Raw genomic sequence first — 26,927 nt, forward strand, 5'->3', positions numbered from 1 at the left:
TAAACAGATGGTATAATTTAAAGAATATTAATTTAATTCTATAAACAACAGCTAAACAATTAATTTCATTTGATGGGGTGGTATTTATGAGTGATCGATTTGATTTAAGTTTTAAAAATAAAGAAGTAAGAATGTGGTTATATTTGGCAGTACCAACGTTTATTGTAGGTAGCATCATTATATTATTTTTTGATCAACAAAAATATCCCTATGCACCACTGTCCTTGCTAATAGCATTTTGGTCTATCTTCTATACGTGGCGCTTTTTTTACCGGAGGAACAAGAAGAAAGAAGTTAGAAAACCTTCCTAAATGATTATGCTTGATTGCAGGAATTCCACTACCATATTATTCAAGTTAATATGCATTATCCAGAATCATAAAAAACATGTAATTCATGATGAAATGAGGAAGTGCTGCTATGGTTGAAAAGTTATTTTGGAGCGATCCATACTTAACAGAACTAAATACTTGTATATCCACTGTAAACGGTAATAACCTGACAGTGGAACAAACAATCTTTTACGCTTTTTCTGGTGGACAAGAAAGTGATAAAGGGTCTATAGGCGGATATTCCGTACTTCAAGCAAAGAAAGATGTTCATGAAATCATTTATACAGTTGAGGAAGGGCATCGTTTACATGTAGGTGATGTAGTGACGATGAATATTGATTGGAATCGCCGTTATCGACTGATGAGACTACATTTTGCAGCAGAAATTATTTTAGAACTATCCTATAAACATTTAGAAGGAATTGAAAAAATAGGTGCACATATCGCGGAAGATAAATCACGAATAGATTTTTTATGGCACGAGAACATATCAAAATCTTTCCTTCTTATCGAGCAAGAATTCGATGAAATCATTGAAGCAAACCTCGACATCACTAGTGCTTTTAGCAACGAAGAAGAAGGTCGGAGATATTGGGAGGTCAAAGGTTTTTCACAAGTTCCATGTGGAGGTACCCATCTAAAGAAAACGGGTGAAGTAGGGAAAATAAGATTAAAACGCAATAATATTGGAAAAGGGAAAGAAAGAATTGAAATTTATTTGGAGAATTAATACTTACATCGTGGGAGGCTGAACAAGTAATATCTTATTTTAGAAAAATAAGGAGAAAACTTAAATGAAAAAAACGATTAATTACGATAAACTCATTGAAATTGCTTTAGGACATTATGGGATTACTGATTTTTCATCAACTTTTATTAGACATAACGACAATATTACAATAAAAATAGATAATCATGAAGATTGCAATTCTTATGTTTTGCGGATTCATTCCCCTATTACTTCCGGTCTACAAGGTGTACAGCATACGTTTGAAGGAATAAACGCAGAGATGGAATTACTAAATAGTTTAAACGAACAAACTTCTTTACCTTTGCAGCAACCTATTAATAATAAAAAAGGAAACTTGGTTTCTACTATAGTTGATGTGGATAATAATATTATTCAATTGGCAACGCTCCTCACCTGGAAAGTAGGCAATGTTTATACGGGAAAGGAAATAAATTCAAAAACTATTGCTTATGAAGTAGGAGTTGTATTAGCTAAATTACATAATTTCTCAAATAACTGGATTATTCCACTACCATTTATACGACCAAATTACGATATTGAGAAGTATAGGAATTTGACGGATAGATTACAGTATGGTGTAGAAATTGGTTTATTTACATCTGAACAATATGATGTGATCTTAGATACAATGAAATATATAAAAATTATTTTTGATAGAACACCAATAACGAATAACAATTGGGGAATTATTCACGCTGACCTTCAAGGTGGAAACATAATTGTAAGTAATGACACTGTTATCCCTATTGACTTTGGTTTCTCGGGTTATGGTTATTATCTATTCGATATTGGCGTTACGCTTGCTTCTTTTAATATTAATCATAGAAAAAAAGTGTTAGAAGGATATAAAACATTAAGAAATCTTAATGAAGAAGACGATTTTCTAATAAATGCAGGTTTTATGTTAGGTATTTTTGGGGCTTTTGGTTTTATGGTCAATAACCAAGAAGCGCACGAATGGATACAACGGAGAATGCCCTATGTTACTCAAAATTATTGTAGGGCTTTCCTAAATGAAAAATCTTTTCTGTTGGAGATAGAGTAGTAAATGGCTTTTTTCTTCAACTCAAGAGTGCATTACTTCAAGAAGAAGTAAGGTTTTAACGCAGCGGGTAAGTTGAATACAGTACTTGTTTTATCATTTAACAATAGAGATAGTTGGTCGAGAAAAAATAACACAGTTTAACCATGTCATAAGTAAGTGAGGTTTATTCCTTTGTATATAAATAATTATGTAATAGCTAGAATACGAACAGTCTGATTTTAATCGGACTGTTTTTAGATGGAGAAACACCTATTTTTTTAATGAAATATATAATAGAAATAGGAGGCTGGTGGAAACGTTGGTATTAACAAAAGATACAGAAAGACTTGGAGGGATTTTATGTTTGAAACGATCGATTATTTACAATTTGGAAATGAAAATCAGCAACGTGCTTATTCGGCTATTAAAAACTTAGGAATCATGCGGAGTTTGTCTGAATATTATCCTACTCTTTGTGGTACTTTACCTATCGGAATTGATATAGTACATTCTGATTTAGATATCATTATGCATGTGGAAGAGTTTTCTTTATTCGAACATAAAGTAAAAGCTTTGTTTGGAAATGAACAAAATTTCACTTTTAAAAAAACTTCCATCCGTAATACTCCAGTCGTAAAGGCGAATTTTATATTTGAAGGATTTGAATTTGAATTGTTTGGTCAAGCACAGCGAGTAAAAGAACAATATGCATACTTACATATGATTGTGGAGGATTCCATATTGAAGCATCATCCTAATTTTAAAGAAGAAGTAATTAAACTAAAAGAACAAGGGATTAAAACCGAGCCTGCTTTTTGCGCACTTTTAGGTTTGGAAGGTGATCCTTATGAAGCGCTATTGGAATATGGAAAACAAAATGGGTTCATTTGATATTGTGATTAAAGAAACGGAGCCAATCTTATATAAAATACCCGAAACTCTTTTATCCATAAGAGCTTCGGGTATTTTTGTTTATCTTTTCAAGTTTTTTTATCCGCAAACGGCTGATAACACACAATAGGAACCTCGGCGTTTCTATGACACAAAAAAGTGCGTACTTTTTTTAATACATGAAAGGCTACATAATAGAAAAGCAATGAAATACCAACACAAATGGAGGACTAAATAATGATTAATAGCTTACAAGATACAATCAAATTAAATAATGGGATTGAAATGCCTGGCTTTGGCCTTGGTGTATTCCAAGTGGAAAACGATGCAACAGCAGATATCGTAAAAAATGCGATTGAGGTTGGCTACCGTAGCATTGATACAGCGGCTATTTACGGTAACGAAGCTGGTGTTGGTGAGGGGATTAGACAAGCGCTAGCATCTACCGGTTTAAAACGTGAGGATTTATTCATTACATCTAAAGTATGGAATGCTGGCTTAAGCTATGAGGAAACAATTGCAGCATATGAAGAGAGTCTACAAAAAATGGGACTAGATTACTTGGATTTATACTTAATTCACTGGCCGGGTATAAATAAATATGCAGAATCTTGGAGAGCGCTTGAAGATCTATACACAGCGGGCAAAATCAAAGCAATTGGTGTATGTAACTTCAACATATCGCATTTACAAGATTTATTGAAAATAGCTCGTGTAACTCCAGTAATTAACCAAGTAGAATTCCACCCACGTTTACAACAAGTGGCGTTACGAGCATTCTGTAAAAAGCATAATATTCAATTAGAAGCTTGGGCTCCTTTAATGCAAGGGGGACTTTTGGAAGATCCAACAATTGCTAAAATCGCAGAAAAATATAGTAAATCAAACGCACAAGTTATTTTGCGTTGGGATGTTCAAAATGGTGTTGTAACAATTCCTAAATCAGTACGTAAAGAGCGTATGGTTCAAAATGCAGACATCTTTGATTTCAGCCTTACGGATGAAGAACTACAAGTGATTAATGACATGAACCTAGAAACTCGTGTTGGGCCAGATCCAGCAGAGTTTGATTTCGTCATGTAATCGAATTTCATGAATTAAGAGACAAAAAGCCTAAAGGGATTATCCCTAAGGCTTTCTCTATTTTTATTGAGATAGTAGATCAACAGCAATATCTTCATCACGCTGCATGAGAAGAACATCCTCACCATTATCTATTAACTTTTCGATATGATTTTCACCCCAAGTGCAAAGTAAGTTAAGCACGGGATCCATTTCGTGTCCATAGGCTGTTAAAGAATATTCCACCTTTGGAGGCACTTGATTGAAAACTTTCCGATTGATTAATCCAGAATGTTCTAATTCTCGTAATTGAGTCGTCAACATTTTTTGTGAAATTCCAGGAATTAATCGACGAAACTCATTTGTACGTATTTTACCATGGTGATTGAGGTGACATAGAATAATAGGTTTCCATTTACCACCAATTACTTCGAGTGTGGCTTCAACGCCAATATTATAAACTTTTTTCATCGTGAACCCCCTGTATTATTCAAAAGTAACTAATAGTACTCTACATGCTTCTTTAGTGTATATGAATAATACTACATCTTTTTTTATAAATCAAAGGAGTTATCAATATTATGAAAAAATCAACAGCACCAAATGCCAAACTAACACTACTTGCACTAGCAATAAGTGCCTTTGGTATTGGTTCAACAGAATTTATAAGCGTGGGGCTACTTCCACTAATAACAAACGACTTCGGTATATCTATAAGCACTGCTGGTTTAACCGTATCCATCTATGCACTAGGTGTAACGATTGGAGCTCCACTTTTAACGGTTTTAACGTCCAGGTTAGAACGAAAGAAGGTTCTCTTGCTCGTAATGGCAGTTTTTATAGTTGGTAACTTATGGGCTGCTATTGCACCTACGTTCTCGTTATTACTTCTAGGTCGTATTATTTCCGCATTAGCACATGGTGTATTTATGTCGATTGCGTCTGTAATTGCGGCTGAAGTAGTGTCTCCAGATAAACGTGCAAGTGCTATTGCATTTATGTTTACAGGTTTAACATTGGCAACTGTGACTGGGGTTCCATTAGGGACTTACATCGGACAAGTATCAGACTGGCGCATGTCATTCATTTTCATTGTAGTAATCGGCGTAATTGGTTTTATTAGCAATGCATTACTTGTGCCAAATAATCTATCAAAGGGGAATTCCATTTCGTTACGTGATATGGGGAAAGTTTTAAGTAACTTCCGTATGTTATTAATTCTTTTCATTACAGCAGTTGGCTATGGTGGCGTATTTGTAGTGTACACATATGTATCTCCTATTTTAGAAAAACATATGGGATACTCTCCTCAAGCGATCGTCATTATTTTAGTTGTATATGGTATTTTTGTGGCAATAGGGAATACATTAGGTGGACATTTTGCGAACAGAAATCCACTTCGAGCTTTATTTTTCATCTTCATTGGACTTTCGTTTGCGCTACTCGGCATTAATTTCTCATTTGATTCCCATATTATTGGATTAGTGATGATATTTATTATGGGTCTATTCATGTTTATGAGCGTACCTGGCTTACAATTGTATGCAGTTCAGCTTTCGGAAAAATATGTACCTTCTGCTACATCAATGGCTTCTGCGTTAAATATTTCTGCATTCAATGTTGGGATTTTTATAGGATCTTATGTGGGAGGATTAATTGTGCGTTATCAATCATTAGAATATACACCCTTGTATGGCTTCTTAATGGTCATGGTTGCTACAGTGACTACATTAGCGTGGTTAATTTTTGAAAACAAAAAGTTGACGGAATTAAAATAGGTCTGTAAGACGGAGGAAGAAGCTAATTTGATAAAAAAATGAAATTCGCTCTCGTTTAAGAGAGCGGATTTCATGTATGTCTATGGTATGTGTATGGTAATAGATGCAGCGAAGTTTTTAATTCCAAAAACCTGCTTTTTCTAGTTTCTTTTTGCCTTTGAATGCAAAGATAATAGACCCCACATTCAAAATTAGCATGATAAAAATAGCACATAACACATAAGCGTAACTACCTGTAAATTCAAAGATAAAGCCATATGCAGGTAACGCAACAATACCTGCAACTGCTAATCCCGTTATTGCGAGTCCATAAATGCGACTGAACTCTTTATTACCAAATAGAGAAGTTGTTAATAGTGGTCCTAATGTTCCGAGAGATGCAACAACAAAGCCATATAGGCCAGTAGCTATTGTAAACATTACTGGATTTTCAGGAACTGTTATAAGAATCCCTACTGGAACTAACCCTAAAAGCATAGCGGAAATTGCTGTACTCTTCACGCCGATTTTATCACTGAGGAAGCCGAAAAATAACGCTCCAATGACAACACCTACCGACCATGCGCCCATTGCATTACCCGCAAATTTGATATCATAGCCCAAACCCATCGCAAATGGTGCAACATGCTGATTAAAAGCTGCTATTGATGTATCAAAAAAGAAGAATAGTAGTAAAAAATAAAATGCACTTGATTTTTTAGCTATGGCAACTGAAACTCCGCTATTTGCTTTTTCAACTTTAATCGCTTCATTTTGCTTCACTTCATCCGCACCATATGGCTGTAAACCTTTTAATTGTGGGGACATTCTAATTGTTAATAAGACGATTGGAATAACGACCGCCATTACGCCTACCCCTAAAATAATATACGTATTTCTCCAACCTTCACTAGCAATTAAGTTACCTGCTACCGGTTGAAGGAGTGCACCTATTAGACCACCAGCAGCCACCATAATTCCTATAGCCAAGCCTTTGTGCTTTTTAAACCAATTATTAATAAGTACAGGTCCCGCTAATTGTGTGACAATGACAGATCCCATTGCCATTGGTATAGCAAACAGGTACCAACCCCATACGGAGTTCATTAAGCCAAACATTGCAAAAGAGCCTGCCTCCAATATAACTGCTACTACTAAAAGTGTTCTAATATTATATTTTGCCATCAGCTGACCAGCTATCGGCAGAGAAATCATTGTGACAATAGAGGATATACTAAAGTACAAAGTCAGACTTCCCATACCAATACCTAAATCTTCTGTAACTGGAGTTAAAAATAATCCACCAGTAGTCATGATGCCACCTTTAGCAGCTCCGACCATTATAACCAACCCTAATAATACCCGCCAAGCATAGTGGATTTTTTTCTTTGGCTTATTCATGATATTTTCCCCGATTCACATATTTGATTGCTCATTTGTTTAGACAAATTAGCTTAAATTTTTACTAAATATATACGATTTGATTGAATTGTTTATCGACTTTTAATTCCTTGGTTACTTTTTGTAACCATGATAACTCGACAATTAGAAAGTGTCAATAAAATGAACTTAGTTCATTTGACGAAAAGAATACAAATTTTATTTGAAAGAATAATGTTAATTATGTAATCCCAAATGGAGAGGAAAAACGGCTTAAAAGTGAAGTTAGTAGTAGTGTGGGTAATAGGTCCTATTTCTTTGAAAAGCACAAGCACTTATTTTAGCATAGATTTATGTATTTAAGTACAAATTGATTATTTTGAAAAAACGGAGAAGCAAAAGCGGGGGAGATGAATCTAAGTTCGACTAAAAAATGAACGAAAAAAAGACCTGAACATAATGAAACCAGGTCAATAATTCTTGCAGTCTTTGTTGCGCTTTTCATAAAACGTTCTCAATCTCCAATGGAATAAGGAAGCCAGAGTAAATCATTTTATTATTATTTCAAATGGAGGGTATGCCGTTGAGCAGCCCTCTTTTTTGTACTACCATTTTCTTTAAGTGAATCCGGATGCTATATCCAACATGTAAATACTGCTTCCTATTAATTCTCAATTAACGAAACATTATGTCAAAAATATGTATTTATTTTCTGAAAACGAGTGACTTTTTTCAAAGCATGACGTTCTACTGTATGCTATTTAGTTGTTTGTGCTATTATTTTCATAACGAATAAAAGGGGGTGTTTGCATTGGGAAGGAATTAATGCATATTGGAGAGGTTGCAAAGCTTAGCGGATTATCAACTCGGACAGTTGATTACTACACAAAATGCGGATTATTTCCTGTTGAGCGTTCAAAAGCCAACTACAGGCTATATTCTTCCACTGTCCTTCAAACACTTGGACGGATTCAGCTATTGAAAAAACAACGCATGTCTCTTGCTGAAATCAAACAAGTTCTAGTCTCAGATGAAAATCTAGAAACTGAACTCTTAATGAAGGAAGTTAATGAAGAATTTGATTGTTTACAAAAAAAATTAGCACGGTTGGAAGAACAACTGAAAGATGCTCCTACTCACTTAAAAGTAAATATTCATAAAACGCTAGAAACACGGTTGATGTCGATAGCTTCGTTATTGACTTTGATGTAATTAATTTGGAGGTGGATCCCTTTAAAGGGAATATAAGTGGATATAATTACTATATTAAATTTAGTTTTATTAGTGATTTTGATTGGCTTGACGGCATTTTTCGTCGGATCGGAATTTGCAGTAGTAAAGATTAGGATGTCTCAGCTTGATCAATTGATAGCTGAAGGGAACAAAAAGGCTGTACTTGCGAAAAAAGTGGCTGTTAATTTAGATTATTACTTATCAGCCTGCCAACTAGGTATTACAGTTACCGCACTAGGATTAGGGGCACTGGGGAAACCAACTATTGAACGTCTGATGTACCCGATATTTGAATTTTTTGCTGTTTCCGAAACTATAGCATCTGCGGCTTCATATGCCATTGCCTTTTTACTAGTAACTTTTCTACACGTCGTTATTGGGGAGATGGCCCCAAAAACATTGGCCATTCAATATGCTGAAAAAATGACCTTGATTCTCGCACCACCGCTTTTCTGGTTTGGAAAAATCATGAAGCCATTTATTTGGACTTTGAACGGTTCAGCAGCCGTTCTGTTAAAATCATTTGGCATTAAACCTGCTGGACATGAACAGGCTTATTCGGAAGAGGAGCTGAAAATCATTATGGCCCAAAGTTACGAGGGTGGTACGCTCAATCAAACCGAACTATCCTATATGGAGAATGTCTTCACGTTTGATGAAAGGAACGTCAAGGACATCATGGTTCCCCGAACGGAACTGGTTACCCTTGATAAAGACATGCCATTGGATGAAATCATTAAAACTTTGGATGAAAACAACTACACGCGTTATCCGGTAACAGAAAACGGGGACAAAGACCTTATCCTCGGTTTTGTTAGTGCTAAAAAGATGCTTCCCCATATTGTAGCTGGACGGGAACGAAAACTCGAAGAATTCGTACGGAAACTCCCAATTGTTTTTGAAACTACTGGACTACAGGATGCTTTGCTTAGAATGCAGAACACCCATGTGCATATCGCATTAGTAGCTGATGAATATGGCGGTACTGCCGGCATGATTACGATGGAAGACATTCTAGAGGAAATTGTAGGAGAAATCCGCGATGAATTCGATGCTGACGAAGTACCGGATATTAGCAAGCTTGATAAAAATCAATACCTCATTAATGGTCGTGTACTTTTAAAAGATCTTCAAGACCGCTTTGGTTTAGTTTTTGATGAAAGCGAAGATGTCGATACCATTGGGGGCTGGATTCATTCCCAAAACGAAGGAGAAGTTCATACTGGTGATATAATCTCCAAAGACAACTATCAATGGACGGTTACTGAAATGGATAATCAACAAATAAAGCGGGTTATATTTCATCAAGAGATTTAATAAAAACGAAAATTTAAACAACTGAGTTAAATATTACTGGAGGTGAATCCCTCTCTTGAGGGAGAAAATTTGGAAGGACAAACCATAATAAACTTGTTATTAATAGCTTTGCTCATACTATTGACTGCTTTTTTCGTTGGGGCTGAATTTGCCATCTTAAAGGTGCGTATGTCAAGAATCGATCAATTGATATCAGAAGGAAATAAGAAGGCCTCACTTGCAAAGAAAGTTACGAACGAGTTGGACTATTACCTGTCTGCCTGCCAACTAGGAATTACGGTAACGGCGTTAGGTCTTGGTGCATTGGGTGAACCGACTGTTGAAAGAATGCTGCATCCATTATTTGAGTATTTTGCTGTTCCAGAAGCATTGGCGACGGCACTTTCCTATGCGATTGCTCTGGCAATAGTTACGTTCCTACATGTGGTGATTGGAGAATTGGCACCAAAGACATTGGCTATTCAATACTCAGAAAGAATGACCTTGCTACTTGCTCCTCCACTGTATTGGTTTGGAAAAATAATGAATCCGTTCATCTGGTTACTAAACGGTGCTGCACGAGTTTTTTTACGACTATTCGGAGTAGAGCCAGCTGGACATGAAGAGGCTCATTCAGAAGAAGAGTTGAAGTTAATAGTGACTGAAAGCTTCCAAAGCGGCGAGATCAATCAAACCGAATTGACCTATCTTAAAAATATTTTTGCGTTTGACGACAGGATTGTGAAGAACATAATGATACGGCGATCAGAAATCGTAACTGTGGACAAAAGCCTGTCGAAATCCAAATTTTTTGAGGTATTAGATGACCATGAATACACGCGTTATCCAGTGACAGAAGATGGAAACAAAGACAAGCTAATCGGTTTTATTAATACAAAAGAGTTATTGACTAGTATGGCAGCTGGAAGAACAGAGAAACCAGAATCGTTTATTCACGAAATGCCGCGTTTTCCTGAAACAACTTCTATTCAGAAAGTACTGTCTAACATGCAACAAAACAGAGTTCATATGGCAATCGTCACAGATAAAGAAGGTGGTACTGTGGGATTGGTGACAATGGAAGATATTTTAGAAGAAATTGTTGGTGAAATTAGTGAAGAATATCTGGATATTCAAACGACTTAAATTAGTATTATAATAGAAACCATTTTAATAATTTTTAAAAGAGGAGGTGCGTAATCTTGGACATTAAAAACAATTCAAAAAAGATTATGTCGGCAGCGAGTGATATGCTGAAGGATGAAAAAAACAGAGAAATGGCGAAAAGTTTAGTTTCTTCTGCATTGAAACAAGTAAAAAACTTGAAAAAGAAATAATGAACGGTTTAGTAAAAGCATGATTCTATTATAGAATTATGCTTTTTTTATGACCCGGATGCTTAAGCTACTGAGAAAACTATCAGCTTCGTTTACTAAGTGGTTAATTCAGTTAATATTATTTCACCAAGAGGAGTCTTTAATATATCGATAAATTTTCTCCTCATTTTTGTATTTTCTAAGAAACTTATGATAATATACATTAATTTGTATATACGGCGATTAATTGCCCGATATCTCAAATGTAAGAGGGGGAGACGTTTCGAAGGGAAATTAAAGGATCTAGCGTTTACAATCAAACGGATTTTTTTAATAATTGGAAGACTAGAATCAACAGAAAAGATAGTCCAAATAATGCTATTGAAGAACCGATTATCTTTGAATTAATAGGGAGCATTGAAGATAGTAGCGTTTTAGATCTAGGGTGCGGTGATGCATCGTTTGGAAAAGAACTCTTACATGTAGGAGCGAAAAACTACACAGGAGTACAAGGCTCGGAACAAATGGTGGAAGTGGCACGCACTAACCTACTTGAACAAAACGGGACAATACATTTTTAAACAATGAAATATTATAAATATCCAAAAGAGGCATTTGATCTTGTGACATCTCGATTTGCCATCCATTATGTTTCAGACATTAACCGCCTATTTCAAAATGTTCATAAAACTCTTAAAGAAACCGAAAGATTTACTTTTAGTATCCAGCATCCACTTACAACTTCGTCATTTGCTAGTAAGTAATCTGGGGACAGACGAGGCAATTGGATTGTCAATGACTATTTTCAAGAGGGAGAAAGAAAAGAACTTTGGATTGACCAAAAAGTAGTTCAGTATCATCGTACAATCGAACATTATTTTACAGCACTTAAACAAGCCGGTTTACAGTTTTAGATTTACATGAAGGTAGCCCAAAGCGTGAACATTTTAGTAGTGAAGATGAGTTTGTTAGAAGACAGCGAATTCCAATTATACTGGATTTTTCGTGTGTAAAGAAAGTATTGAAAAGAATTTCTTAAAGTACTTTTCGATCCAACCGATAAATTGAAAAGTTTATAGTTTTGCTCGATTGGGGGGAACTTAATGTTTGATACAATTGATTACTTACAATTTGGAAATAAAAATCAGCAACTTGCCTATTCGGCTATTAAAAACTTGGGTATCATGCAAAGCGAGTAAAAGAACAATATGCCTATTTGCATATGATTGTTGAAATTTCAATTCTGAAGAATAATCCAAGTTTCAAAGAAGAAGTAATTATACTAAAAGAGCAAGGTGTTAAAATCGAGCCTGCCTTTTGCACATTGTTTGGTTTAGAAGGTGATCCTTATGAAGCGTTATTGGAATATGGTAAACAAAATGTTTTTATTTGATATAAATAGGTACCAATATAAAAAGTCGATTCTCAGTTAACGGGGAATCGGCTTTTTATTATATAGAGAGTATTTTGAATATATAGTATGATTATAGTTGAAATAAGAAATTGTGGAAAATTTATTCAAGGGAGTAAACAAATGAATTTATTAACAGATGTAGTTCCATTAGAAGAAAATGCACTAAAAGTAGCTTTAGAGGACATTAAAAATGGATCAAAAATTTGGGAAGAAGAGAATGCAGTTATTATTGTAAAATCAATGATGGAGCATATAGGTACAACAGATAGCGAACTTAGAGACCAATTGATTTATAGCTCTTTTTATCAATTTATCTTAGAGAAAAATTATCTGAATGATGAGTTGTTAATCGAGCTGCTGGATATGTGTTTAAATGATTTATTAATGAAAGGACTTGGTGAAAATGGCACTGATACAGTGTTTACAAGGTCTTTCACCTCACTACTAATAGGGCTTATTTTAGGTAGAGATAACAAAAATAGTTTTTTATCCCAAAGTACGGTGTACAAAGTAAAAGATGAACTAATCGATTATATGAACGCTGAAAAAGATTTAAGGGGATATGTTTCTGGAAAAGGATGGGCTCATAGCGTAGCTCATGTATCGGATGTGTTTGATGAACTGATTAAAAATCCAAATGTCAATCAAGAGCTATATTTTGAAATTCTAACACCACTGTGGAATAAGGTTTTTGTTTCAGAAAGTGTTTACATACACGATGAAGACGAAAGAATTTTAACCCCAATACTAGAAATGCTTCATAACGGATTGGAACTCAAAGAGATAGAGTATTTGATACAAAATATCCCGTCAGAGCTAGGAATGCAAAAGCAGCAGTTGGAGGAAGAGCAGTATTGGATGTTAGTTGCAAATTGTAAAAAATTCTTAAAAAGCTTTTATGTAAAAGTAAGTGAAGTTGATGATTTGATTCCACTCCAAAAAAGCATTGCAAAATGTTTGTCAGAAATATTTCCAAACTGAAGTAGACGTTGTGTTTGACGAACTTTTAAAAAAATCGACCTACTCTTAAGTGAGCTGGTCGATTTTTTCTATCATTATTTAGGGAAGTAAGAATACCCAGGATATTTGACGACCGGCCATTTCTCTTTCCGTAGCGCATGCAATAATTCCGGACCAACATGCAAATTGGTTTTTACTAGTTCGCTAGGGGTAAGTGCCATCCATTGGTTTAGTGACACGTCAACAAATCGATCGCTCTTGAACATTTCCAAAAACCATAAAGTTTCATTGCCTGTATTTTGAATATAGTGCCCAGTAGCAAATGGTACATAGCCGACATCACCAGCTCTATAATCAAATGTACGAGCTACACCATTTCCAGAGAAAACCGTCATGCGTCCCTGTCCAGTAAGGTAATACTGCCACTCATCGTTATTCGGATGCCAATGTAATTCTCTCATTGCGCCCGGTTCAACCTCCACAAGTGCAGCTGCGATATTTTTTGATATAGGGAAATTAGAAGAGTCTACAATTCGTACGCTTCCGCCAGGTGTTTTAATTGGTGTTTGCGCTAGTAACTGATGCTTGAAGTTTTGAGGAATGGTGCCGTTAGGAGATTGGACCTTTTGACTTTCCAACGGTCCAGGAACTTTGTCTTGATAGATATAAACTTGGCCTGAAGGGATGTGGTCAAAGGCGTCAACTGGTACGCCGAAATTTGCAGAGAGTACATCTTTTGGGGTATGTGCAAACCAATCGGAGATGGATAAAGTGTTAAGGTCAGAAAATGCCCCATCATCGAATACGAGTAGGAATTCGCAGTGCTCCAATCCTTGGATTGAATGTGGGATTCCAGGGGGGAAATACCAAAGGTCACCTGGTCCTACATCGGCAATGAAATTCCTCCCCTTTGCGTCAACTGACGTAATTCGTGCACTGCCTAAAATCATATAGGACCATTCTGCTTGCTGATGCCAATGTAATTCCCGAACACCACCTGGGGTCAAGCTCATATTTACACCTGCAAGGGTGGTTGCAATGGGTAATTCTCTGACAGTTATTTCCCGTGACCACCCGCCGTGATTTAGTTTCATAGAGGTGTCTGAGAAAGAAAATTTCAAGTTAGGGACCAAGCCGGCATCTGTTTTTGGTGGAACTAGCATGTCAGGGTTTTCAAAATCCCGCATAATATCGCGGGGACCTGTATCATATCCTCCGGCACCGTCATTTCGGAGGGGCTGTGGTATATTTTCATACACCTCTCGAGTTTGTTCCGGATTTTCCATTCATAGGCTCCTCTCATTAGACAACATTTTTTATTTGAGCTTTATTATGGTATATGATATGGAAATCGTGTAAATGATTTTGTGTTAAAAATTAATCATAATTTTATTATTAAAGGATAAAAGGAAAGAACGTCGAATTAGTGTTAATCCAGATAAAAAACTGGGGATAGACAATATAATTTGTCCTTTTAGGAGTGGAAGAAAATGAAGGATGAAAAAAAGATTTCAATAACGGCATCAAACAAAGAAATTCAATATACGCATATGGAAAAAGGGTCAAAAGTTATTTGTTTTATGTTTTCTGGAACAGGATATACATACGATAAGCCTTTATTTTATTATGCAACAATGGTGATGCTTAAAAATAATATTGATGTTGTACATGTTCATTATTCGTACGATGAAAATGAACGCAATTTACCGATAAATGAATTTAGCAAATTGATGGTGGATGATGTGGATTCAGTAGTTAGAGACGTTTTAGAAAAAGGCGGTTATACGGAGACGATATTTTTAGGAAAATCACTTGGAACTATCCCAATAATCGCTAAGTATGGATTGGATGCTAATTATTCTGATTCAAAGGTCATATTATTAACACCGTTATTAAAAATGGACGCGTTTTTTGAGGGGATTTTGGGAAGTATCAACGAAACCTTTTTGGTGATCGGGAAGAACGATGTGCACTATGTGCAAAATAAAATAACGAAGCTTAAAGAGAAACGAAACTTAAAAATGAAAGAAATCAATAATGCAAATCACTCTTTAGATATTGAACCATACAATACTACTGTCTCTATTATAAGTTTGGGTGAAATAATGGATAGTATAAATGACTTTACGATTAATAAAAAAGGGTAATTGGCAGGTATTTCTAGAGTGCAGATCGAAAAAGGAGTGTTCTGAAAATGACGATATTTAAAAATAAGCATTTTATAGGGGTTCTATGGGTTTTAGTTACTGCACTATTTGGAGCCGCTATTTTAACAATTGCATTTAGTTATTTCAATACAGCAGAAATAAATTCATTGAGTACTGGTTGCTATGAAGCTGGCGGAAAAGTCATATTAGAAATTCACAATAATATTACAAGTAGCTATTCATTTGAATGCAAAAAATAGCAAAACATTAAAACAAGTATATAGAATTAGTAAATTATTAAATGGATTACCTATCTGAAGTTAGGTCATTTGGAAATACATTGATTAGTTGTTTAGAAAAAGTGAACAGATGATAAGAATGGAAGATGAATACATGGATGTAACAGAAATTTTACGTATAAATAAACAAGGCTGGGAGAGTTCAGCAGAACGATTTTTTGGAAGAACTGCTCTCCCAGAATATGGTCCGTTTTCTCTGGAATAAGACCAGCTTAATTTATTTGGTAATATTACAGATAAAAAAGTATTAGATATTGGGTGTGGCAGTGGACACTCATTACAATATATGGGAGAAAGAGGAGCAGAGGAATTATGGGGATTAGACCTTTCGACAAAGCAAATTGAAACAGCTAGTAAATTGTTAAGTAAGCAAAAAGTTAAAGTATCATTATTTGAATCTCCTATGGAAAATAATCCAGGTCTACCAAGCGATTACTACGATATTATATATTCTATTTATGCATTAGATTGGACAGCTGATTTGCGCCGTACATTAGCAAACATCCATAACTATCTAAAAACCAGGAGGTACTTTTATCTTTAGTTGGGAACACCCTATTCATGACCGTTTGCCTTATGAGGAATCATCGTTCACTTTTAAAAAATCATACAATATAGAAGGACCAGAATATAACGATGCATGGCATAGTAATGTGGTTATGTATCATAGGAAACTAAGTACATATATAAATACTCTAATTGATTCTAATTTTATTATTGAGAAGGTAATAGATGATGTTATTTTACCTGAAATCCCTTCGGAAAATCCTTCGAAATGGTATTCAACCCACAAAGCGCAATTAGTTCCAGCAACATTTATAATAAAAGCCTCTAAAAAGATATAAAGGGTTAATGAAATATGTGTTCTTTTATGTTGAGTTATTAGGATAAGGAGGTATTCACTTGGGAGAACTTCCATACGTAATAATAATCTCGATTGTATTGATTATTAGTTGGATTGAATTTAGAAAAAAGCTTAAGAAAGCAGAGGGAGAAGAAGAAATAAGAAGGGCATTTGTCCCTTTTCTTTTAGTAGTGGTTCTATTTGTTATATCTATTATAGTATTTCTGACTTAAACTCTTATGGAATGGGAATAGAGCCTGAATACCTGTAACGTCAGTTTTCGTAAACAAAAATATCCTTTCAATGGATATTTTTTTGACACGTCCACTAACCAATGGTTATATTATAACCGTTGGTTAGTGGGTGTATAAAAAGAAATGAGTGTATTCAATTTGTGCAACGTTCGGAAGAAACTAAAAAGATGATTTTAACATCTGCGGTAAACTTATTTGCAAATAAAGGATATGATTCCGTCACAATACGAGAAATTGCAAAGGATGCGGGTTGTTCACATACAACGATTTATCTTTACTTTAAAGATAAGGAATCCTTACTTCATCAGCTTTCTATGCCGTCCTTGCAAGAACTACATCATCAATTGCTTCAAATTTCAATTCAGCATACATTATCAGCAGAAAACAGACTAAAAAAAATTAGTCGTGCATATATCCACTTTTGCTTAAAGCATCAAAATATTTACGATATTTTTTTCAATGCTAAATCTTCTAGGGTGGATGAAGTAGAGCAAGAATTAGAGATCAATAAACTTCGAATTGAAATTTTTGACATGATGAAGTTAATCTTTCAGGAATGTCTTTCTATTCCAAGTAATGAACAATTATTGGCTTATTCCCGTATTTATTATTTCAATTTGAATGGGATATTAAGTACGTATTCATATATGCATGAGCCGCTTGGCGTTTTAATGGAGAGATTAACTCCTACATTTGATCTCTCAATCGAAATCCTTTTATTAGGCTTTAAAGAAAAACTAAATAAGGGGGAATAAAGATGAAAGCAAAACAGATTTCTGACCATATTTGGAGCTTGAAAACGTGGATGATTATTCCTATTCATGTATGGGTTGTTGTGGAAGAAGACGGAATCACTTTAATAGATGCTGGAATGCCAATGATGGCGAAAGGAATTATGTAATTCATGAAGGAGCTAAACGCTGGTCCACTAAAACGAATTCTTCTTACGCATGGACATTCTGATCATGTTGGAGCAGTAAAGGCAATATTGGCTGAATATGATGTACCTGTGTACGCACATCGAATAGAAATTCCATATTTGGAAGGGGAGGTGCTTTACCCAAAACGAAAGAAATTGGAAAACAACTTGCCAAAACAACTAACTCAACCCCTAATTGAAAAAGAGCATGGAAATTTGAAATCTGTAGGTGAATTAAGACCATTTTTTACACCTCGGCATTCCCCAGGTCATGTCGTCCACTATCATGAAAAAGATCAAGTGCTGTTAGCGGGGGATCTATTTAAATCGAAAAATGGGAAGCTCCAACCTCCCATGTTTACACCTAATATGACAGAAGCATTAAAAAGTAGTGCTATTGTAAGCGAGTTAAATCCAAAACGATTAGAAGTATGCCATGGAAATACAGTGTTTAATCCTGCTGATCAGTTAGAGGAATATGTTCGAACTACGGAGATGAAATTAGGCGAGAAGTAATCAGCAATTTAGGGAAGTCTGAATTATTTTACTAAGTTTTTACTGATATATGAAAGATTTGATAGTACACTAATAAAGTAAAAAGGTTTACTTCAGTAAAATAAGGTATATTATATTTGTTGAATAGATTCTCTTTAAAGACAAGAAAAGTAGGTGAACACAATGGGAAAATATCAATTGGATACCAAAAGTAAGGTAGCTGTGGCGAAGTATCAAGAAAAACACAAGCCTGCCAAATTTGATAAAAAGCAGCAAATTGAAAAAATACGAGCGGAGTATTTGGAAAAAAAGCAAAAACAAACAGATAAATAATAGGAATGAAAATAACACATATAAACTTGCAACACCTCCCGATACGATAAAGGTATTAATCAAAGGAGGTGTTTTTTGTATGCATAAGTAAAAATTGAAAATTACCACATATTTTTTATTGCTTAAGATTGCTTTTCAAATTCACAAATATCAATCCATTTTTGCAAGGAAGTAATTACTTCTTTGAAAGCAATGCCGCTCGCAGTTAGCTCATATTCTACTTTTTTTGTTGAGGAATCGATAAGTCTTTTATTGACTAATTTAGCATTAACTAAATCATTCAGTCTTTCAGTAAGTAATCGATCAGAAATCCCAGGGATATTAGCAATAAGCTCGTTATAGCGTTTTGGACCAGGTAATAAAGTGTAAATAATCATTCCCATCCAACGCTTGCCGATAAACTCAATTGCTTCATGGTAGTTACTACAATAATTACTACATGTATTGGTATCAGTCGATTTAAGCAATGATAAAACCTCCATTTATCGATTCTATTTCTTTATTGTACCATAGATGAGTCATTTGTTTGACGAATAAACTTACTAATGGTAAGATACTTTTTGTAAATAAACTTACCATAAGTAAGTTATAGGAGGAAACAAAATGACAAAAGAAAAAGATTCAAATCTATATACGATTATGAACGCAAGAAAATCTGTGAGAGTGTACGATCCAAGTTTTAAAATTTCGCAACAAGAGATAGAGGAAATTATCAAAGAAGCAACATCAGCACCTTCTTCTAGTAATCTTCAAGCATGGAGATTCCTTGTCATTCAAGATGAAAAAACAAAAGTAGAGCTTCGAGCAATTGCGAACAACCAAGAGCAAATTGAAACTTCCTCTGCAGTTATTGCGGTATTAGGAAATGCCGAAATGTATAAAAAAGTGGAACAAATATATACTCAAAATGTAGAAGAAGGCCACATGGGTGAGGATATAAAAGATCGAACTATTAAAAATACACATCAAACATATCCTTATGCTCCATTAGAGGCTAGAAAAAATATTGCAACTTTTGACGCTGGTCTTATTACAATGCAATTGTTGTTAATTGCAAAAGAAAGAGGATTCGATACAGTAACAATGGGCGGATTCGATAAAGAGAAATTTACGGAAAGATTCGAACTACCTGAACATATTTTCCCTATTGCTCTAATTGCAATTGGAAAAGCAGCTGCACCAGCATTCGGTTCATCACGTTTACCTTTAGATGAAATTGTTCAATTTATTTAGTCTCGAATGTAAATAGAATAGTGTTCAAAAAGTCAAAGAAAGATGGACTTGCGCAAAAAATAGAAACAACCAAAGAGATAAATAAGCCACCTAGCATTGATATTTAATCAGTGCTAGGTGACTTATTTTTGGGTTTCTACAACTCCTATTTATCTTGGGAAACTGGGGAACATTTGGTCATCAAAACGGGATCTAAAAGTAGGAACCTGTGAGTGTCTATGCATTCGACTTTTACTTCCGATCTTGATACATAGTGTAAGCTATGTTTAATTAATGAAGTGGCTTGGCATTAAACCCTTAGTTGGAATCTTTGCAGGTAATGATCTTTGATTTATCCGCAGGTCGTCACCTATATTCTATAAATTGAAATCTAAACCATGTTCAACTAGAGTAATCAACCTATTTATGAAACGGAGTATTAAATAAAAAAGAAGCCAAATTCTAAAAGTCATTAGAATTTGGCTTCTTATATTATGTAAAATCAATTGATTAAAGTGAAAAATTATGGTAAATTAATATAGAAACACTTTTTAATTTTGTGTGCATATAATTACCCTTATATTTATTTTACATTATAAATAAATTTTTGTCAACTTTATTTTTATGAAGGAGTGCTTGAGATGAATACAGAACTTCTGCAGGAGCAAGAACGATTGGAAAGTGTAATGGATACTATTACAGACCAAATTGGCAAGCTAAAACGCGAAACAGATTGGCGTCGTCAAGAGGTAGTTCATTTCCGGAAACACTTTTGGGATGACGTCAAGGTAAATACAGATACGTTTGACGATTATCTTGAGACGATTATGAGCTTAAGGCAACAGGCTCAAAATCTTTCTGTAAGCCAAAGCACACATAAGCAAGCTTTCAATAAATTGTCCGCACTTCAACGAATGCAGGAAATTCCTTATTTCGGTCGAATCGATTTTATGGAAGAAGGAACTTCCGATACGGAAAGAATTTATATAGGTATATCCACACTAATGGATTCTAGTGGAGAAAACTTTTTAATTTATGACTGGCGAGCACCAATCTCAAGCGTTTATTACAATTATTCATCGGGTCCTGCTGAATACACGACACCTGGAGGAGTTATCGGTGGTGTGCTGGAGGAAAAATGGCAATATATTATCCGTGGCGGCGTTGTTGAATCGATGTTTGAAACTAGTCTCACGATAGGGGACGAAATTTTACAACAAGTGCTTGGAAAAAGTACAGATAAACACTTACAAAGCATCGTATCTACCATTCAAATGGAACAAAACCAAATTATTCGACATGATCATGGCCGACTACTCATCGTTCAAGGAGCAGCTGGTAGCGGCAAGACGTCGGCTGCTCTACAGAGGATTGCTTACCTACTTTATAAATACCGAGACAGATTGAAAGCGGATCAAATCATTTTATTCTCACCTAATTCAATGTTTAACAGTTACGTGTCCAATGTGTTGCCTGAACTTGGTGAGGAGAATATGCAGCAGGTCACTTTCCAAGAATACTTAGTTCATCGCCTAAGTGACGAGTTTCAGGTTGAGGGTCCATATGAACAATTGGAATATGTGTTGACCGAAATGGATGAACCTTCATACCAAACTAGGTCTGAGAGCATTCGATTCAAAGCATCGGTTCGTTTTTTTGAGGCAATTAAAACATACAGACAATCGCTGGAATTATCCGGTATGCTATTTAAAGGTATTAAATTCAGAGGAAAACAAATTGTCACAGCGAAGCAAATTACGGAAAGGTTTTATAACAGCGACACATCACTCCGTTTTCATAACAGGCTGGAGAAGTTAACGAATTGGCTAAACGAGCTAGTGGATGAAGTGGAGAAGCACGAACAGACAGAGGAGTGGATACAGGAAGAAATCGAGTTACTTAGTGAAGATGATTATCAAAAAGCTTATAATCATTTGCGGAAAAAGAAAGGCTTTAAAGGGGCATCCTCTGATGAGTATGAATTAGAACGAGAAGAACTCGCTCAATTGATTGTTCACCAAAAGTTAAAAAAGTTACGTAAACAAATTCGGGAGCTTCGTTTCATTAATATTAAAGGAATATACAAGCAACTTTTCACTGATTCAACGTGGATGGATGGGGGAATTTCCGAAGAATGGGAAGATATTTGCTTCTCGACTTTGAAAATGTTAGATGAAGGAAAACTATTTTACGAAGACGCTACGCCATTCTTGCTTTTGAAAGAGTTGATTCAAGGCTTCCAGACGAACAGCTCGATCAAACATGTGCTTATAGATGAAGCACAAGATTATTCACCGTTTCAATTCGAATTTTTGAAGCGTTTATTTCCAGCAGCAAAAATGACAGTGCTTGGAGACTTTAATCAAGCTATATTCGCCCATGCTAGCGAAACGGTAGATTTCGATATGCTTACGAGCTTATATGGACCGAATGAAACGAATGCGATAAACCTGACTCGTAGTTATAGATCTACAAAACCAATTGTCGAATTTACACGTGGACTTATACCTAATGGAGAACAGATTAACGCATTTGAACGCGAAGGAAAAAAGCCTATTCTGACGCAATTGACCAATCGAAAAGAATTGCATCGCGACATCGCTTCGAAAGTGTCAGATTTACGTAAACAGAAGTTTAATACGATTGCGATTATATGCAAATCCGCAGAGGAAAGCGTCATTGCATACGACGCCCTAAGTGATGTCGAAGAAATTAAACTAGTGAAGAGCGGTTCTGGTGAATATGAGCAAGGTGTCGTTGTAATACCTGCATATTTGGCAAAAGGAATTGAATTTGACGCTGTTATTATATATGATGCATCGGCTCAAGTATACGCCGATGAAAGCTTACGTAGATTGTTTTACACAGCGTGCACACGGGCAATGCATGAACTGCATCTTTACAGTGCAGGAGAACCGAGCCCATTTTTACGAAACGCTGCGCCGGAGAAGTTAGTACTGAGCTAGATTTAGAAACAATAATAATGCAGCAAGTATAGATAATAATTCTATACTTGCTTTTTTTAATGCCTGATTAACTAAGTATTTAAATTATACTATTGTTGTATTATCGATTCTGTTCGTTATTTTGTTGTGTGTTTTTACGTTTAGTTTGATTTAAATCTAGATCTTCTGCAAATTCTTCACGATTGTTTTTTGAATTAGGTTCTTTCTTCTTAAAGTTCGGTTTATTTTTCTTTGCCATGTTATCTTCACCTCCTAGAGTTTAATGTGCACAGTGATAGAAGTTCTTATGCAAAATGGTTAGTTCTTTGCATTTTTTAAAAACAAACAGAATATGTATAGTTGAATTGAATTTATGTAATAGGAAGGACAAATTTTGTGAATGGTGACCCTTTCAGATGAAATGGAACGAATGTTCCGTTAGGATCCAGTAGGTTAACTAAAACAGCATGGGCATTGGATGCGTTGATTGCTACTGAGGATGAAGTCACTCCAAAAATTAAATCAGGTATCCAATATATTTTAGAAAATAATAAAAAAGATGACTGGACCACATCGTATCGAAAAGGACAGGGAATGGTTGATAGTTTGTATATTCATTATCATAGTTATCGCTATATTTTTTCCCTAATTGCACTTTCGCATTATCAAAAAAGTTTCCGAATGAATGCCTCACTACTCTATAAAATGAATAGGTATATAAATTGAAAGGGCCGACTCACAAATGGGAACGGCTTTTTCGATTTTTCTACACAACCATTTTAAAGAACACTCTTGTAATTCGAGATTATTTCTGGCTAAGCAGCTAATCCTATTTCTCGATTGTATAACCATCTGACCGGTGCGATTAAACTACTGCTTTAAAAAACTATCTGAAACTTAATGAATTATTTATAACCAAATTAAATTGGTAAACCCAATGAACCGGTGACCACCTATAAATGAATCTTCATTAGAGGTATTATTTTTTTCTAAAAAAGATAGCATTGCTTTTATTTGTCTTTTTTGATTACTGTTGCTACCGGTATATCAAAAATAGAGAAAATTGAAACTTTTTGTTAATGAAATCGTATTATAGATAACGATTATGTAGGAGGGGTGAGTTGAATACACTAACAATAGTAGGATTAATAATCGCATTAGCAATTAATTTATCTATCATTCATTTTTATTTGAAAAAACGGCTTAAAATCAAAAGAAAGTGGAATGGAACACTAGCTAAAGATAAGAAGAAGTATTCAATGGTAATTGAAATTATCATTTTTTGCTTATTCTTCCTAAGTACTATGAATTTGTTTATCGATCATGGTATAGAAAATTTTTCCTTTAGTGAAAGGTTAATGCCGATGTTCGGTATGTTATTCTTACTAAGTGTAAATCGTGGAATAGAGGAATGGTTGTTTTTCCGACAGGAGAAAACTTACTACTATGACTTGTTAGACTCCGTATATATTTTGGTGTCATTTTTAATTATACTTATTGGAGAGCAATTATAGATACATATTATTGCAAATGTAAAAATAAACTAGTAACAGGAGGGGTCATATGACAAGTGAAATGGAATATAAAGAAGTTAAGAAAGTAAATCCGTTTTTTTCAATATGGTTATCACCTAAGGAAACGGTGCGTTATGTGTTGGATCATAAGGAGTTAAAATATTCACTAATACTTTCTATAATAGGGGGTTTTGCAGGGATACCTTCTGCAATAAGTTCCATATATAGTTTTAATCTCGACATATCATTTTGGTGGATATTGCTAGCTGCTGTTGTATTAGCTCCTATATTTGCTTTAATTGGTTTAGGTATTGGAACAGTTATTTATACTTGGGTAGGGAAATGGTTTGGTGGCGTAGGTGTTTATAAAGAGGTTGCCCAAGCGATAGGAATTATTATGATTCCTAGTATTTGGTTGACTCCATATTGGATATTAACAGCTGTCATGACTTACAACATGACTACGACGTTTACTCTAGGCGCTATTGTTTGGTCGTTACTCAGTAGCCTATTTATGATATTCTTCGGTATTTGGATGATTGTTATTCAAAGTAAGATATTTGGAGAAGTGCATCAATTTTCAAGTTGGAGAGGGTTCGCAACACTTATTATTCCTTCATTAATCATTGGAATCATTGTATTTATTTTTACGTTTATCTTCATATCCTCGATAATAGTATAAGCATGATTATTAGTTTGAACAAAAAAGAGTGACCCATTTGGATCACTCTTTTTGTGCTGTCGTAGCAGCTCGGAGGGGAAGAAAGGAAGTTTCAAATCCTATAGCACCTTTCATCCGAGATTTTATAGAATATTAATTGTTGACCGTTATACGTTACAATTTAAGAATGTTGAATGCTAACCTTTTAGAGCTAAGGTTTAACCTTTTAGCTTTTTCATTTTCGTTAATTGCCATTTGAGTGCAGGGTTTTAACCCATACCCTGCTCGGGGAAACTTTCTTCTTTTTCACTAGAACAGCAAGCTGTTATTTTATTGGTTAATCAATCGTTATCATTGTATTTGCATTTATTTCACTTAAAGCTACATCCACATCGTCTTCGAAAGACTCAATATCTTCTGCCATTCTTGTTGCAATTTCTTTTACCTGTATAGGATCTATTAGTTTCGTCTCTTCCGATTCCCAAAACAGTTTTTTGTATCCTTCTACAGCAGTTAAGTCCGTTTTACCATCTTTTGAAATCATATTATTTAGTTGAGTATCTAGTCTATCTTGAGCGAGTTCATTATTTTGCTCAACTCTGACTTGAGATTGACCATAATCACTGTTCATTTTGCGAAGGAGTGTTTTTTCAATCTCGATAAAGTTTTTACGCTCAATAGCGTCGGCAACCGTCATTTTTATCCCAGAAACTTCTACAGTTGTTTTGGCGTTAGACTCTACAATTGCTTTTTTGATTTGTTTTCTACGTTCGATTAAATCTTTGATGGACTGAAGACTTTCTTTTGCTTTCTTCTCGAACTCATCAACTGTTTTGAAGCCGGGTATATTTTCTTTTGGCTTTTTTGAAGCTGCGAAAGTGGTTTCATTAACTTTTTTTACAATACGGGCATCCAATGTCTTAAGTTCCCGTAAAGCCCTTGTAATCGAGATTTCCATTTATACTTCACTCCCAAGCTCTTTTGTAAATACTAGTCTATATTAGTTTGGGAGACTATTCAAGTATTTCCATTTGATTGAATATGTTATGACTTTTCATTGAACACAGGGATATCAGTGATGAAATACTACACTTAAGAGGTAACCGAGGAAGATAAATGTAAGAAATGACCGTATGGATACAGCACGGATATGATGCAGGATGAATTCATTTATACTTGTAATGGCAATCAGCCCAATGGATATGCCTAATAAAACACCTTGTGCCCTAGTAGAAAGAATCGTATGGTGTCCAATCCAAACAAATATACTAAAGCAGACGGATAAACCAATAAAACACAGAAGTAACCCCCATAACTTCTCTCCTTTCGAGAGAAACGCTGAAGTAAGCGCGAATCCTTCTGGTAAATGATGAAGAATCGTTGAGGTCGTAATGGAAACACCAAAAGTAGAATTACCAAGCATATTGCCGATAGTCAAACTTAAAGGAATTGTATGTATGAACAGGGCAATGGTAAGCAAGTACACAGATGGTTTATACGGAGTGGAGACATGGAGAAAATTGTCCAATAATAGGAGGAAGAGGCATCCAATGAGTACACCAAGAATAATTCCAGGAAATTTGTACATAGCTAAAGCAGATGGAATAATATCAAGTGCTAGTAGGCCTACTAAAAATCCACCACATAATAATGCCAAACCTTCATTTGTTTTATGAAATATTTTAGATACTAACCAAGCAACTCCACCACCTATACTAACACTGAAAAATAGAAAACCACCAAGAATTATTGCATTCAACTTCATCATTCTCCTACTCTAAAAATTTGTAATCCTATTTCACGCCTGTTGATTAACCATTTTATTCAATTTTGTATTTTCGTTCGTTTTCTACATAAAGTGTGTCTTAAAAAATAGTCACTATGCCTC

Annotated in this window: 30 protein-coding genes and 2 pseudogenes; 25 read left to right on the top strand and 7 right to left on the bottom strand. The window is 35.0% G+C overall.

Features of this window, described 5'->3' with window-relative positions:
• Positions 1 to 86: 86 nt before the first annotated feature.
• The 5 genes from RUH95_RS18785 to RUH95_RS18805 all read left to right on the top strand — a co-directional run bounded on the left by RUH95_RS18785 (position 87) and on the right by RUH95_RS18805 (position 4,081).
• The gene (locus RUH95_RS18785) at positions 87 to 311 is read left to right on the top strand and encodes a hypothetical protein (protein WP_313894436.1); all 225 of its coding nucleotides are present in this window, start codon (positions 87 to 89) and stop codon (positions 309 to 311) included.
• Positions 312 to 420: 109 nt separating this feature from the next.
• Positions 421 to 1,062 carry an alanyl-tRNA editing protein gene (locus RUH95_RS18790; RefSeq protein WP_313894437.1) on the top strand — a complete coding sequence of 214 codons (642 nt, stop codon included), beginning with the start codon at positions 421 to 423 and terminating at the stop codon, positions 1,060 to 1,062.
• A gap of 64 nt (positions 1,063 to 1,126) precedes the next feature.
• Positions 1,127 to 2,128 carry a phosphotransferase gene (locus RUH95_RS18795; protein ID WP_313894438.1) on the top strand — a complete coding sequence of 334 codons (1,002 nt, stop codon included), beginning with the start codon at positions 1,127 to 1,129 and terminating at the stop codon, positions 2,126 to 2,128.
• A gap of 339 nt (positions 2,129 to 2,467) precedes the next feature.
• Complete coding sequence (locus RUH95_RS18800) at positions 2,468 to 2,998, top strand: DUF4269 domain-containing protein (RefSeq protein WP_313894439.1); 531 nt, start codon at positions 2,468 to 2,470, stop codon at positions 2,996 to 2,998.
• A 237-nt stretch (positions 2,999 to 3,235) separates the two neighbouring features.
• Complete coding sequence (locus RUH95_RS18805; protein WP_313894440.1) at positions 3,236 to 4,081, top strand: aldo/keto reductase; 846 nt, start codon at positions 3,236 to 3,238, stop codon at positions 4,079 to 4,081.
• 63 nt (positions 4,082 to 4,144) lie between these two features.
• On the opposite strand, the gene RUH95_RS18810 is transcribed toward RUH95_RS18805, so the two are convergent.
• A complete protein-coding gene (locus tag RUH95_RS18810; protein WP_313894441.1) occupies positions 4,145 to 4,531 on the bottom strand; it encodes a winged helix-turn-helix transcriptional regulator in 387 nt (128 codons plus the stop codon).
• Between the two features lie 110 nt (positions 4,532 to 4,641).
• Here RUH95_RS18810 and RUH95_RS18815 point away from each other — a divergent pair, with 110 nt between their 5' ends.
• Positions 4,642 to 5,838: an MFS transporter gene (locus RUH95_RS18815; protein WP_313894442.1), complete on the top strand. Its 1,197-nt coding sequence runs from the start codon at positions 4,642 to 4,644 to the stop codon at positions 5,836 to 5,838.
• A 117-nt stretch (positions 5,839 to 5,955) separates the two neighbouring features.
• Here the strand turns inward: RUH95_RS18815 and RUH95_RS18820 are convergent, their stop codons facing one another.
• A complete protein-coding gene (locus tag RUH95_RS18820; RefSeq protein WP_313894443.1) occupies positions 5,956 to 7,218 on the bottom strand; it encodes an MFS transporter in 1,263 nt (420 codons plus the stop codon).
• Between the two features lie 804 nt (positions 7,219 to 8,022).
• Between RUH95_RS18820 and RUH95_RS18825 the strand changes: the two genes are divergently transcribed.
• The 7 genes and pseudogenes from RUH95_RS18825 (at position 8,023) to RUH95_RS18855 (ending at position 13,437) form a co-directional block, all read left to right on the top strand.
• Positions 8,023 to 8,409 carry a MerR family transcriptional regulator gene (locus RUH95_RS18825; protein WP_313894444.1) on the top strand — a complete coding sequence of 129 codons (387 nt, stop codon included), beginning with the start codon at positions 8,023 to 8,025 and terminating at the stop codon, positions 8,407 to 8,409.
• 36 nt (positions 8,410 to 8,445) lie between these two features.
• A complete protein-coding gene (locus RUH95_RS18830; protein WP_313894445.1) occupies positions 8,446 to 9,747 on the top strand; it encodes a hemolysin family protein in 1,302 nt (433 codons plus the stop codon).
• A gap of 69 nt (positions 9,748 to 9,816) precedes the next feature.
• Positions 9,817 to 10,872 (top strand): hemolysin family protein, encoded by a 1,056-nt coding sequence (locus tag RUH95_RS18835; protein ID WP_313894446.1) that lies wholly within the window; start codon positions 9,817 to 9,819, stop codon positions 10,870 to 10,872.
• Positions 10,873 to 10,928: 56 nt separating this feature from the next.
• The gene (locus RUH95_RS18840; RefSeq protein ID WP_313894447.1) at positions 10,929 to 11,063 is read left to right on the top strand and encodes a hypothetical protein; all 135 of its coding nucleotides are present in this window, start codon (positions 10,929 to 10,931) and stop codon (positions 11,061 to 11,063) included.
• Positions 11,064 to 11,335: 272 nt separating this feature from the next.
• Positions 11,336 to 12,081 (top strand): annotated as a pseudogene (locus RUH95_RS18845) (class I SAM-dependent methyltransferase).
• Between the two features lie 183 nt (positions 12,082 to 12,264).
• On the top strand, positions 12,265 to 12,435 hold the full coding sequence (locus RUH95_RS18850) for a DUF4269 domain-containing protein (RefSeq protein WP_313894448.1): 171 nt from the start codon (positions 12,265 to 12,267) through the stop codon (positions 12,433 to 12,435).
• Between the two features lie 141 nt (positions 12,436 to 12,576).
• Positions 12,577 to 13,437 carry a DUF2785 domain-containing protein gene (locus RUH95_RS18855; RefSeq protein ID WP_313894449.1) on the top strand — a complete coding sequence of 287 codons (861 nt, stop codon included), beginning with the start codon at positions 12,577 to 12,579 and terminating at the stop codon, positions 13,435 to 13,437.
• 74 nt (positions 13,438 to 13,511) lie between these two features.
• Here the strand turns inward: RUH95_RS18855 and RUH95_RS18860 are convergent, their stop codons facing one another.
• Positions 13,512 to 14,702: an oxalate decarboxylase family bicupin gene (locus tag RUH95_RS18860; RefSeq protein ID WP_313894450.1), complete on the bottom strand. Its 1,191-nt coding sequence runs from the start codon at positions 14,700 to 14,702 to the stop codon at positions 13,512 to 13,514.
• A 204-nt stretch (positions 14,703 to 14,906) separates the two neighbouring features.
• On the opposite strand from RUH95_RS18860, the gene RUH95_RS18865 reads away from it, so the two are divergent.
• The 7 genes and pseudogenes from RUH95_RS18865 to RUH95_RS18895 all read left to right on the top strand — a co-directional run bounded on the left by RUH95_RS18865 (position 14,907) and on the right by RUH95_RS18895 (position 18,707).
• Complete coding sequence (locus tag RUH95_RS18865) at positions 14,907 to 15,563, top strand: alpha/beta hydrolase (RefSeq protein ID WP_313894451.1); 657 nt, start codon at positions 14,907 to 14,909, stop codon at positions 15,561 to 15,563.
• Between the two features lie 47 nt (positions 15,564 to 15,610).
• Positions 15,611 to 15,823, top strand: coding sequence for a hypothetical protein (locus RUH95_RS18870; protein WP_313894452.1), 213 nt, complete (start codon positions 15,611 to 15,613; stop codon positions 15,821 to 15,823).
• A 325-nt stretch (positions 15,824 to 16,148) separates the two neighbouring features.
• Positions 16,149 to 16,406 carry a class I SAM-dependent methyltransferase gene (locus RUH95_RS18875; RefSeq protein WP_397469527.1) on the top strand — a complete coding sequence of 86 codons (258 nt, stop codon included), beginning with the start codon at positions 16,149 to 16,151 and terminating at the stop codon, positions 16,404 to 16,406.
• A gap of 359 nt (positions 16,407 to 16,765) precedes the next feature.
• Positions 16,766 to 16,939: a hypothetical protein gene (locus RUH95_RS18880; protein WP_313894453.1), complete on the top strand. Its 174-nt coding sequence runs from the start codon at positions 16,766 to 16,768 to the stop codon at positions 16,937 to 16,939.
• 161 nt (positions 16,940 to 17,100) lie between these two features.
• Positions 17,101 to 17,715: a TetR/AcrR family transcriptional regulator gene (locus RUH95_RS18885; protein ID WP_313894454.1), complete on the top strand. Its 615-nt coding sequence runs from the start codon at positions 17,101 to 17,103 to the stop codon at positions 17,713 to 17,715.
• 2 nt (positions 17,716 to 17,717) lie between these two features.
• Positions 17,718 to 18,395, top strand: a pseudogene (locus RUH95_RS18890) (MBL fold metallo-hydrolase).
• A 162-nt stretch (positions 18,396 to 18,557) separates the two neighbouring features.
• Complete coding sequence (locus RUH95_RS18895; RefSeq protein ID WP_313894455.1) at positions 18,558 to 18,707, top strand: hypothetical protein; 150 nt, start codon at positions 18,558 to 18,560, stop codon at positions 18,705 to 18,707.
• 122 nt (positions 18,708 to 18,829) lie between these two features.
• Here the strand turns inward: RUH95_RS18895 and RUH95_RS18900 are convergent, their stop codons facing one another.
• Complete coding sequence (locus RUH95_RS18900) at positions 18,830 to 19,174, bottom strand: winged helix-turn-helix transcriptional regulator (RefSeq protein ID WP_313894456.1); 345 nt, start codon at positions 19,172 to 19,174, stop codon at positions 18,830 to 18,832.
• 136 nt (positions 19,175 to 19,310) lie between these two features.
• On the opposite strand from RUH95_RS18900, the gene RUH95_RS18905 reads away from it, so the two are divergent.
• Together RUH95_RS18905 and helD are read left to right on the top strand one after the other, a co-directional pair.
• On the top strand, positions 19,311 to 19,940 hold the full coding sequence (locus RUH95_RS18905) for a nitroreductase family protein (protein WP_313894457.1): 630 nt from the start codon (positions 19,311 to 19,313) through the stop codon (positions 19,938 to 19,940).
• Positions 19,941 to 20,560: 620 nt separating this feature from the next.
• The gene (gene helD, locus RUH95_RS18910) at positions 20,561 to 22,885 is read left to right on the top strand and encodes an RNA polymerase recycling motor HelD (RefSeq protein ID WP_313894458.1); all 2,325 of its coding nucleotides are present in this window, start codon (positions 20,561 to 20,563) and stop codon (positions 22,883 to 22,885) included.
• 100 nt (positions 22,886 to 22,985) lie between these two features.
• On the opposite strand, the gene RUH95_RS18915 is transcribed toward helD, so the two are convergent.
• Positions 22,986 to 23,123 (bottom strand): hypothetical protein, encoded by a 138-nt coding sequence (locus tag RUH95_RS18915; protein WP_313894459.1) that lies wholly within the window; start codon positions 23,121 to 23,123, stop codon positions 22,986 to 22,988.
• Positions 23,124 to 23,347: 224 nt separating this feature from the next.
• Between RUH95_RS18915 and RUH95_RS18920 the strand changes: the two genes are divergently transcribed.
• The 3 genes from RUH95_RS18920 (at position 23,348) to RUH95_RS18930 (ending at position 25,060) form a co-directional block, all read left to right on the top strand.
• Positions 23,348 to 23,590: a hypothetical protein gene (locus RUH95_RS18920; RefSeq protein ID WP_313894465.1), complete on the top strand. Its 243-nt coding sequence runs from the start codon at positions 23,348 to 23,350 to the stop codon at positions 23,588 to 23,590.
• 395 nt (positions 23,591 to 23,985) lie between these two features.
• Entirely contained in the window at positions 23,986 to 24,378 is a 393-nt protein-coding gene (locus RUH95_RS18925) for a DUF4181 domain-containing protein (RefSeq protein ID WP_313894460.1), read from the top strand.
• 49 nt (positions 24,379 to 24,427) lie between these two features.
• Positions 24,428 to 25,060 carry a YIP1 family protein gene (locus RUH95_RS18930; protein WP_313894461.1) on the top strand — a complete coding sequence of 211 codons (633 nt, stop codon included), beginning with the start codon at positions 24,428 to 24,430 and terminating at the stop codon, positions 25,058 to 25,060.
• Between the two features lie 316 nt (positions 25,061 to 25,376).
• On the opposite strand, the gene RUH95_RS18935 is transcribed toward RUH95_RS18930, so the two are convergent.
• Complete coding sequence (locus RUH95_RS18935) at positions 25,377 to 25,997, bottom strand: hypothetical protein (protein ID WP_313894462.1); 621 nt, start codon at positions 25,995 to 25,997, stop codon at positions 25,377 to 25,379.
• 114 nt (positions 25,998 to 26,111) lie between these two features.
• A complete protein-coding gene (locus RUH95_RS18940; protein WP_313894466.1) occupies positions 26,112 to 26,804 on the bottom strand; it encodes a ZIP family metal transporter in 693 nt (230 codons plus the stop codon).
• Between the last annotated feature and the right edge of the window lie 123 nt (positions 26,805 to 26,927).

The sequence above is a fragment of the Psychrobacillus sp. genome, from assembly GCF_032154225.1.
In the GTDB taxonomy this organism is placed as follows: domain Bacteria; phylum Bacillota; class Bacilli; order Bacillales_A; family Planococcaceae; genus Psychrobacillus.

Coding starts and splice junctions, on each gene's coding strand:
- RUH95_RS18785 (WP_313894436.1), top strand. CDS start 87: ATGAGTGATCGATTTGATTTAAGTTTTAAAAATAAAGAAGTAAGAATG.
- RUH95_RS18790 (WP_313894437.1), top strand. CDS start 421: ATGGTTGAAAAGTTATTTTGGAGCGATCCATACTTAACAGAACTAAAT.
- RUH95_RS18795 (WP_313894438.1), top strand. CDS start 1,127: ATGAAAAAAACGATTAATTACGATAAACTCATTGAAATTGCTTTAGGA.
- RUH95_RS18800 (WP_313894439.1), top strand. CDS start 2,468: ATGTTTGAAACGATCGATTATTTACAATTTGGAAATGAAAATCAGCAA.
- RUH95_RS18805 (WP_313894440.1), top strand. CDS start 3,236: ATGATTAATAGCTTACAAGATACAATCAAATTAAATAATGGGATTGAA.
- RUH95_RS18810 (WP_313894441.1), bottom strand. CDS start 4,531: ATGAAAAAAGTTTATAATATTGGCGTTGAAGCCACACTCGAAGTAATT.
- RUH95_RS18815 (WP_313894442.1), top strand. CDS start 4,642: ATGAAAAAATCAACAGCACCAAATGCCAAACTAACACTACTTGCACTA.
- RUH95_RS18820 (WP_313894443.1), bottom strand. CDS start 7,218: ATGAATAAGCCAAAGAAAAAAATCCACTATGCTTGGCGGGTATTATTA.
- RUH95_RS18825 (WP_313894444.1), top strand. CDS start 8,023: ATGCATATTGGAGAGGTTGCAAAGCTTAGCGGATTATCAACTCGGACA.
- RUH95_RS18850 (WP_313894448.1), top strand. CDS start 12,265: ATGATTGTTGAAATTTCAATTCTGAAGAATAATCCAAGTTTCAAAGAA.
- RUH95_RS18855 (WP_313894449.1), top strand. CDS start 12,577: ATGAATTTATTAACAGATGTAGTTCCATTAGAAGAAAATGCACTAAAA.
- RUH95_RS18860 (WP_313894450.1), bottom strand. CDS start 14,702: ATGGAAAATCCGGAACAAACTCGAGAGGTGTATGAAAATATACCACAG.
- RUH95_RS18865 (WP_313894451.1), top strand. CDS start 14,907: ATGAAGGATGAAAAAAAGATTTCAATAACGGCATCAAACAAAGAAATT.
- RUH95_RS18870 (WP_313894452.1), top strand. CDS start 15,611: ATGACGATATTTAAAAATAAGCATTTTATAGGGGTTCTATGGGTTTTA.
- RUH95_RS18875 (WP_397469527.1), top strand. CDS start 16,149: ATGGGAGAAAGAGGAGCAGAGGAATTATGGGGATTAGACCTTTCGACA.
- RUH95_RS18895 (WP_313894455.1), top strand. CDS start 18,558: ATGGGAAAATATCAATTGGATACCAAAAGTAAGGTAGCTGTGGCGAAG.
- RUH95_RS18905 (WP_313894457.1), top strand. CDS start 19,311: ATGACAAAAGAAAAAGATTCAAATCTATATACGATTATGAACGCAAGA.
- helD (WP_313894458.1), top strand. CDS start 20,561: ATGAATACAGAACTTCTGCAGGAGCAAGAACGATTGGAAAGTGTAATG.
- RUH95_RS18915 (WP_313894459.1), bottom strand. CDS start 23,123: ATGGCAAAGAAAAATAAACCGAACTTTAAGAAGAAAGAACCTAATTCA.
- RUH95_RS18930 (WP_313894461.1), top strand. CDS start 24,428: ATGACAAGTGAAATGGAATATAAAGAAGTTAAGAAAGTAAATCCGTTT.
- RUH95_RS18935 (WP_313894462.1), bottom strand. CDS start 25,997: ATGGAAATCTCGATTACAAGGGCTTTACGGGAACTTAAGACATTGGAT.
- RUH95_RS18940 (WP_313894466.1), bottom strand. CDS start 26,804: ATGAAGTTGAATGCAATAATTCTTGGTGGTTTTCTATTTTTCAGTGTT.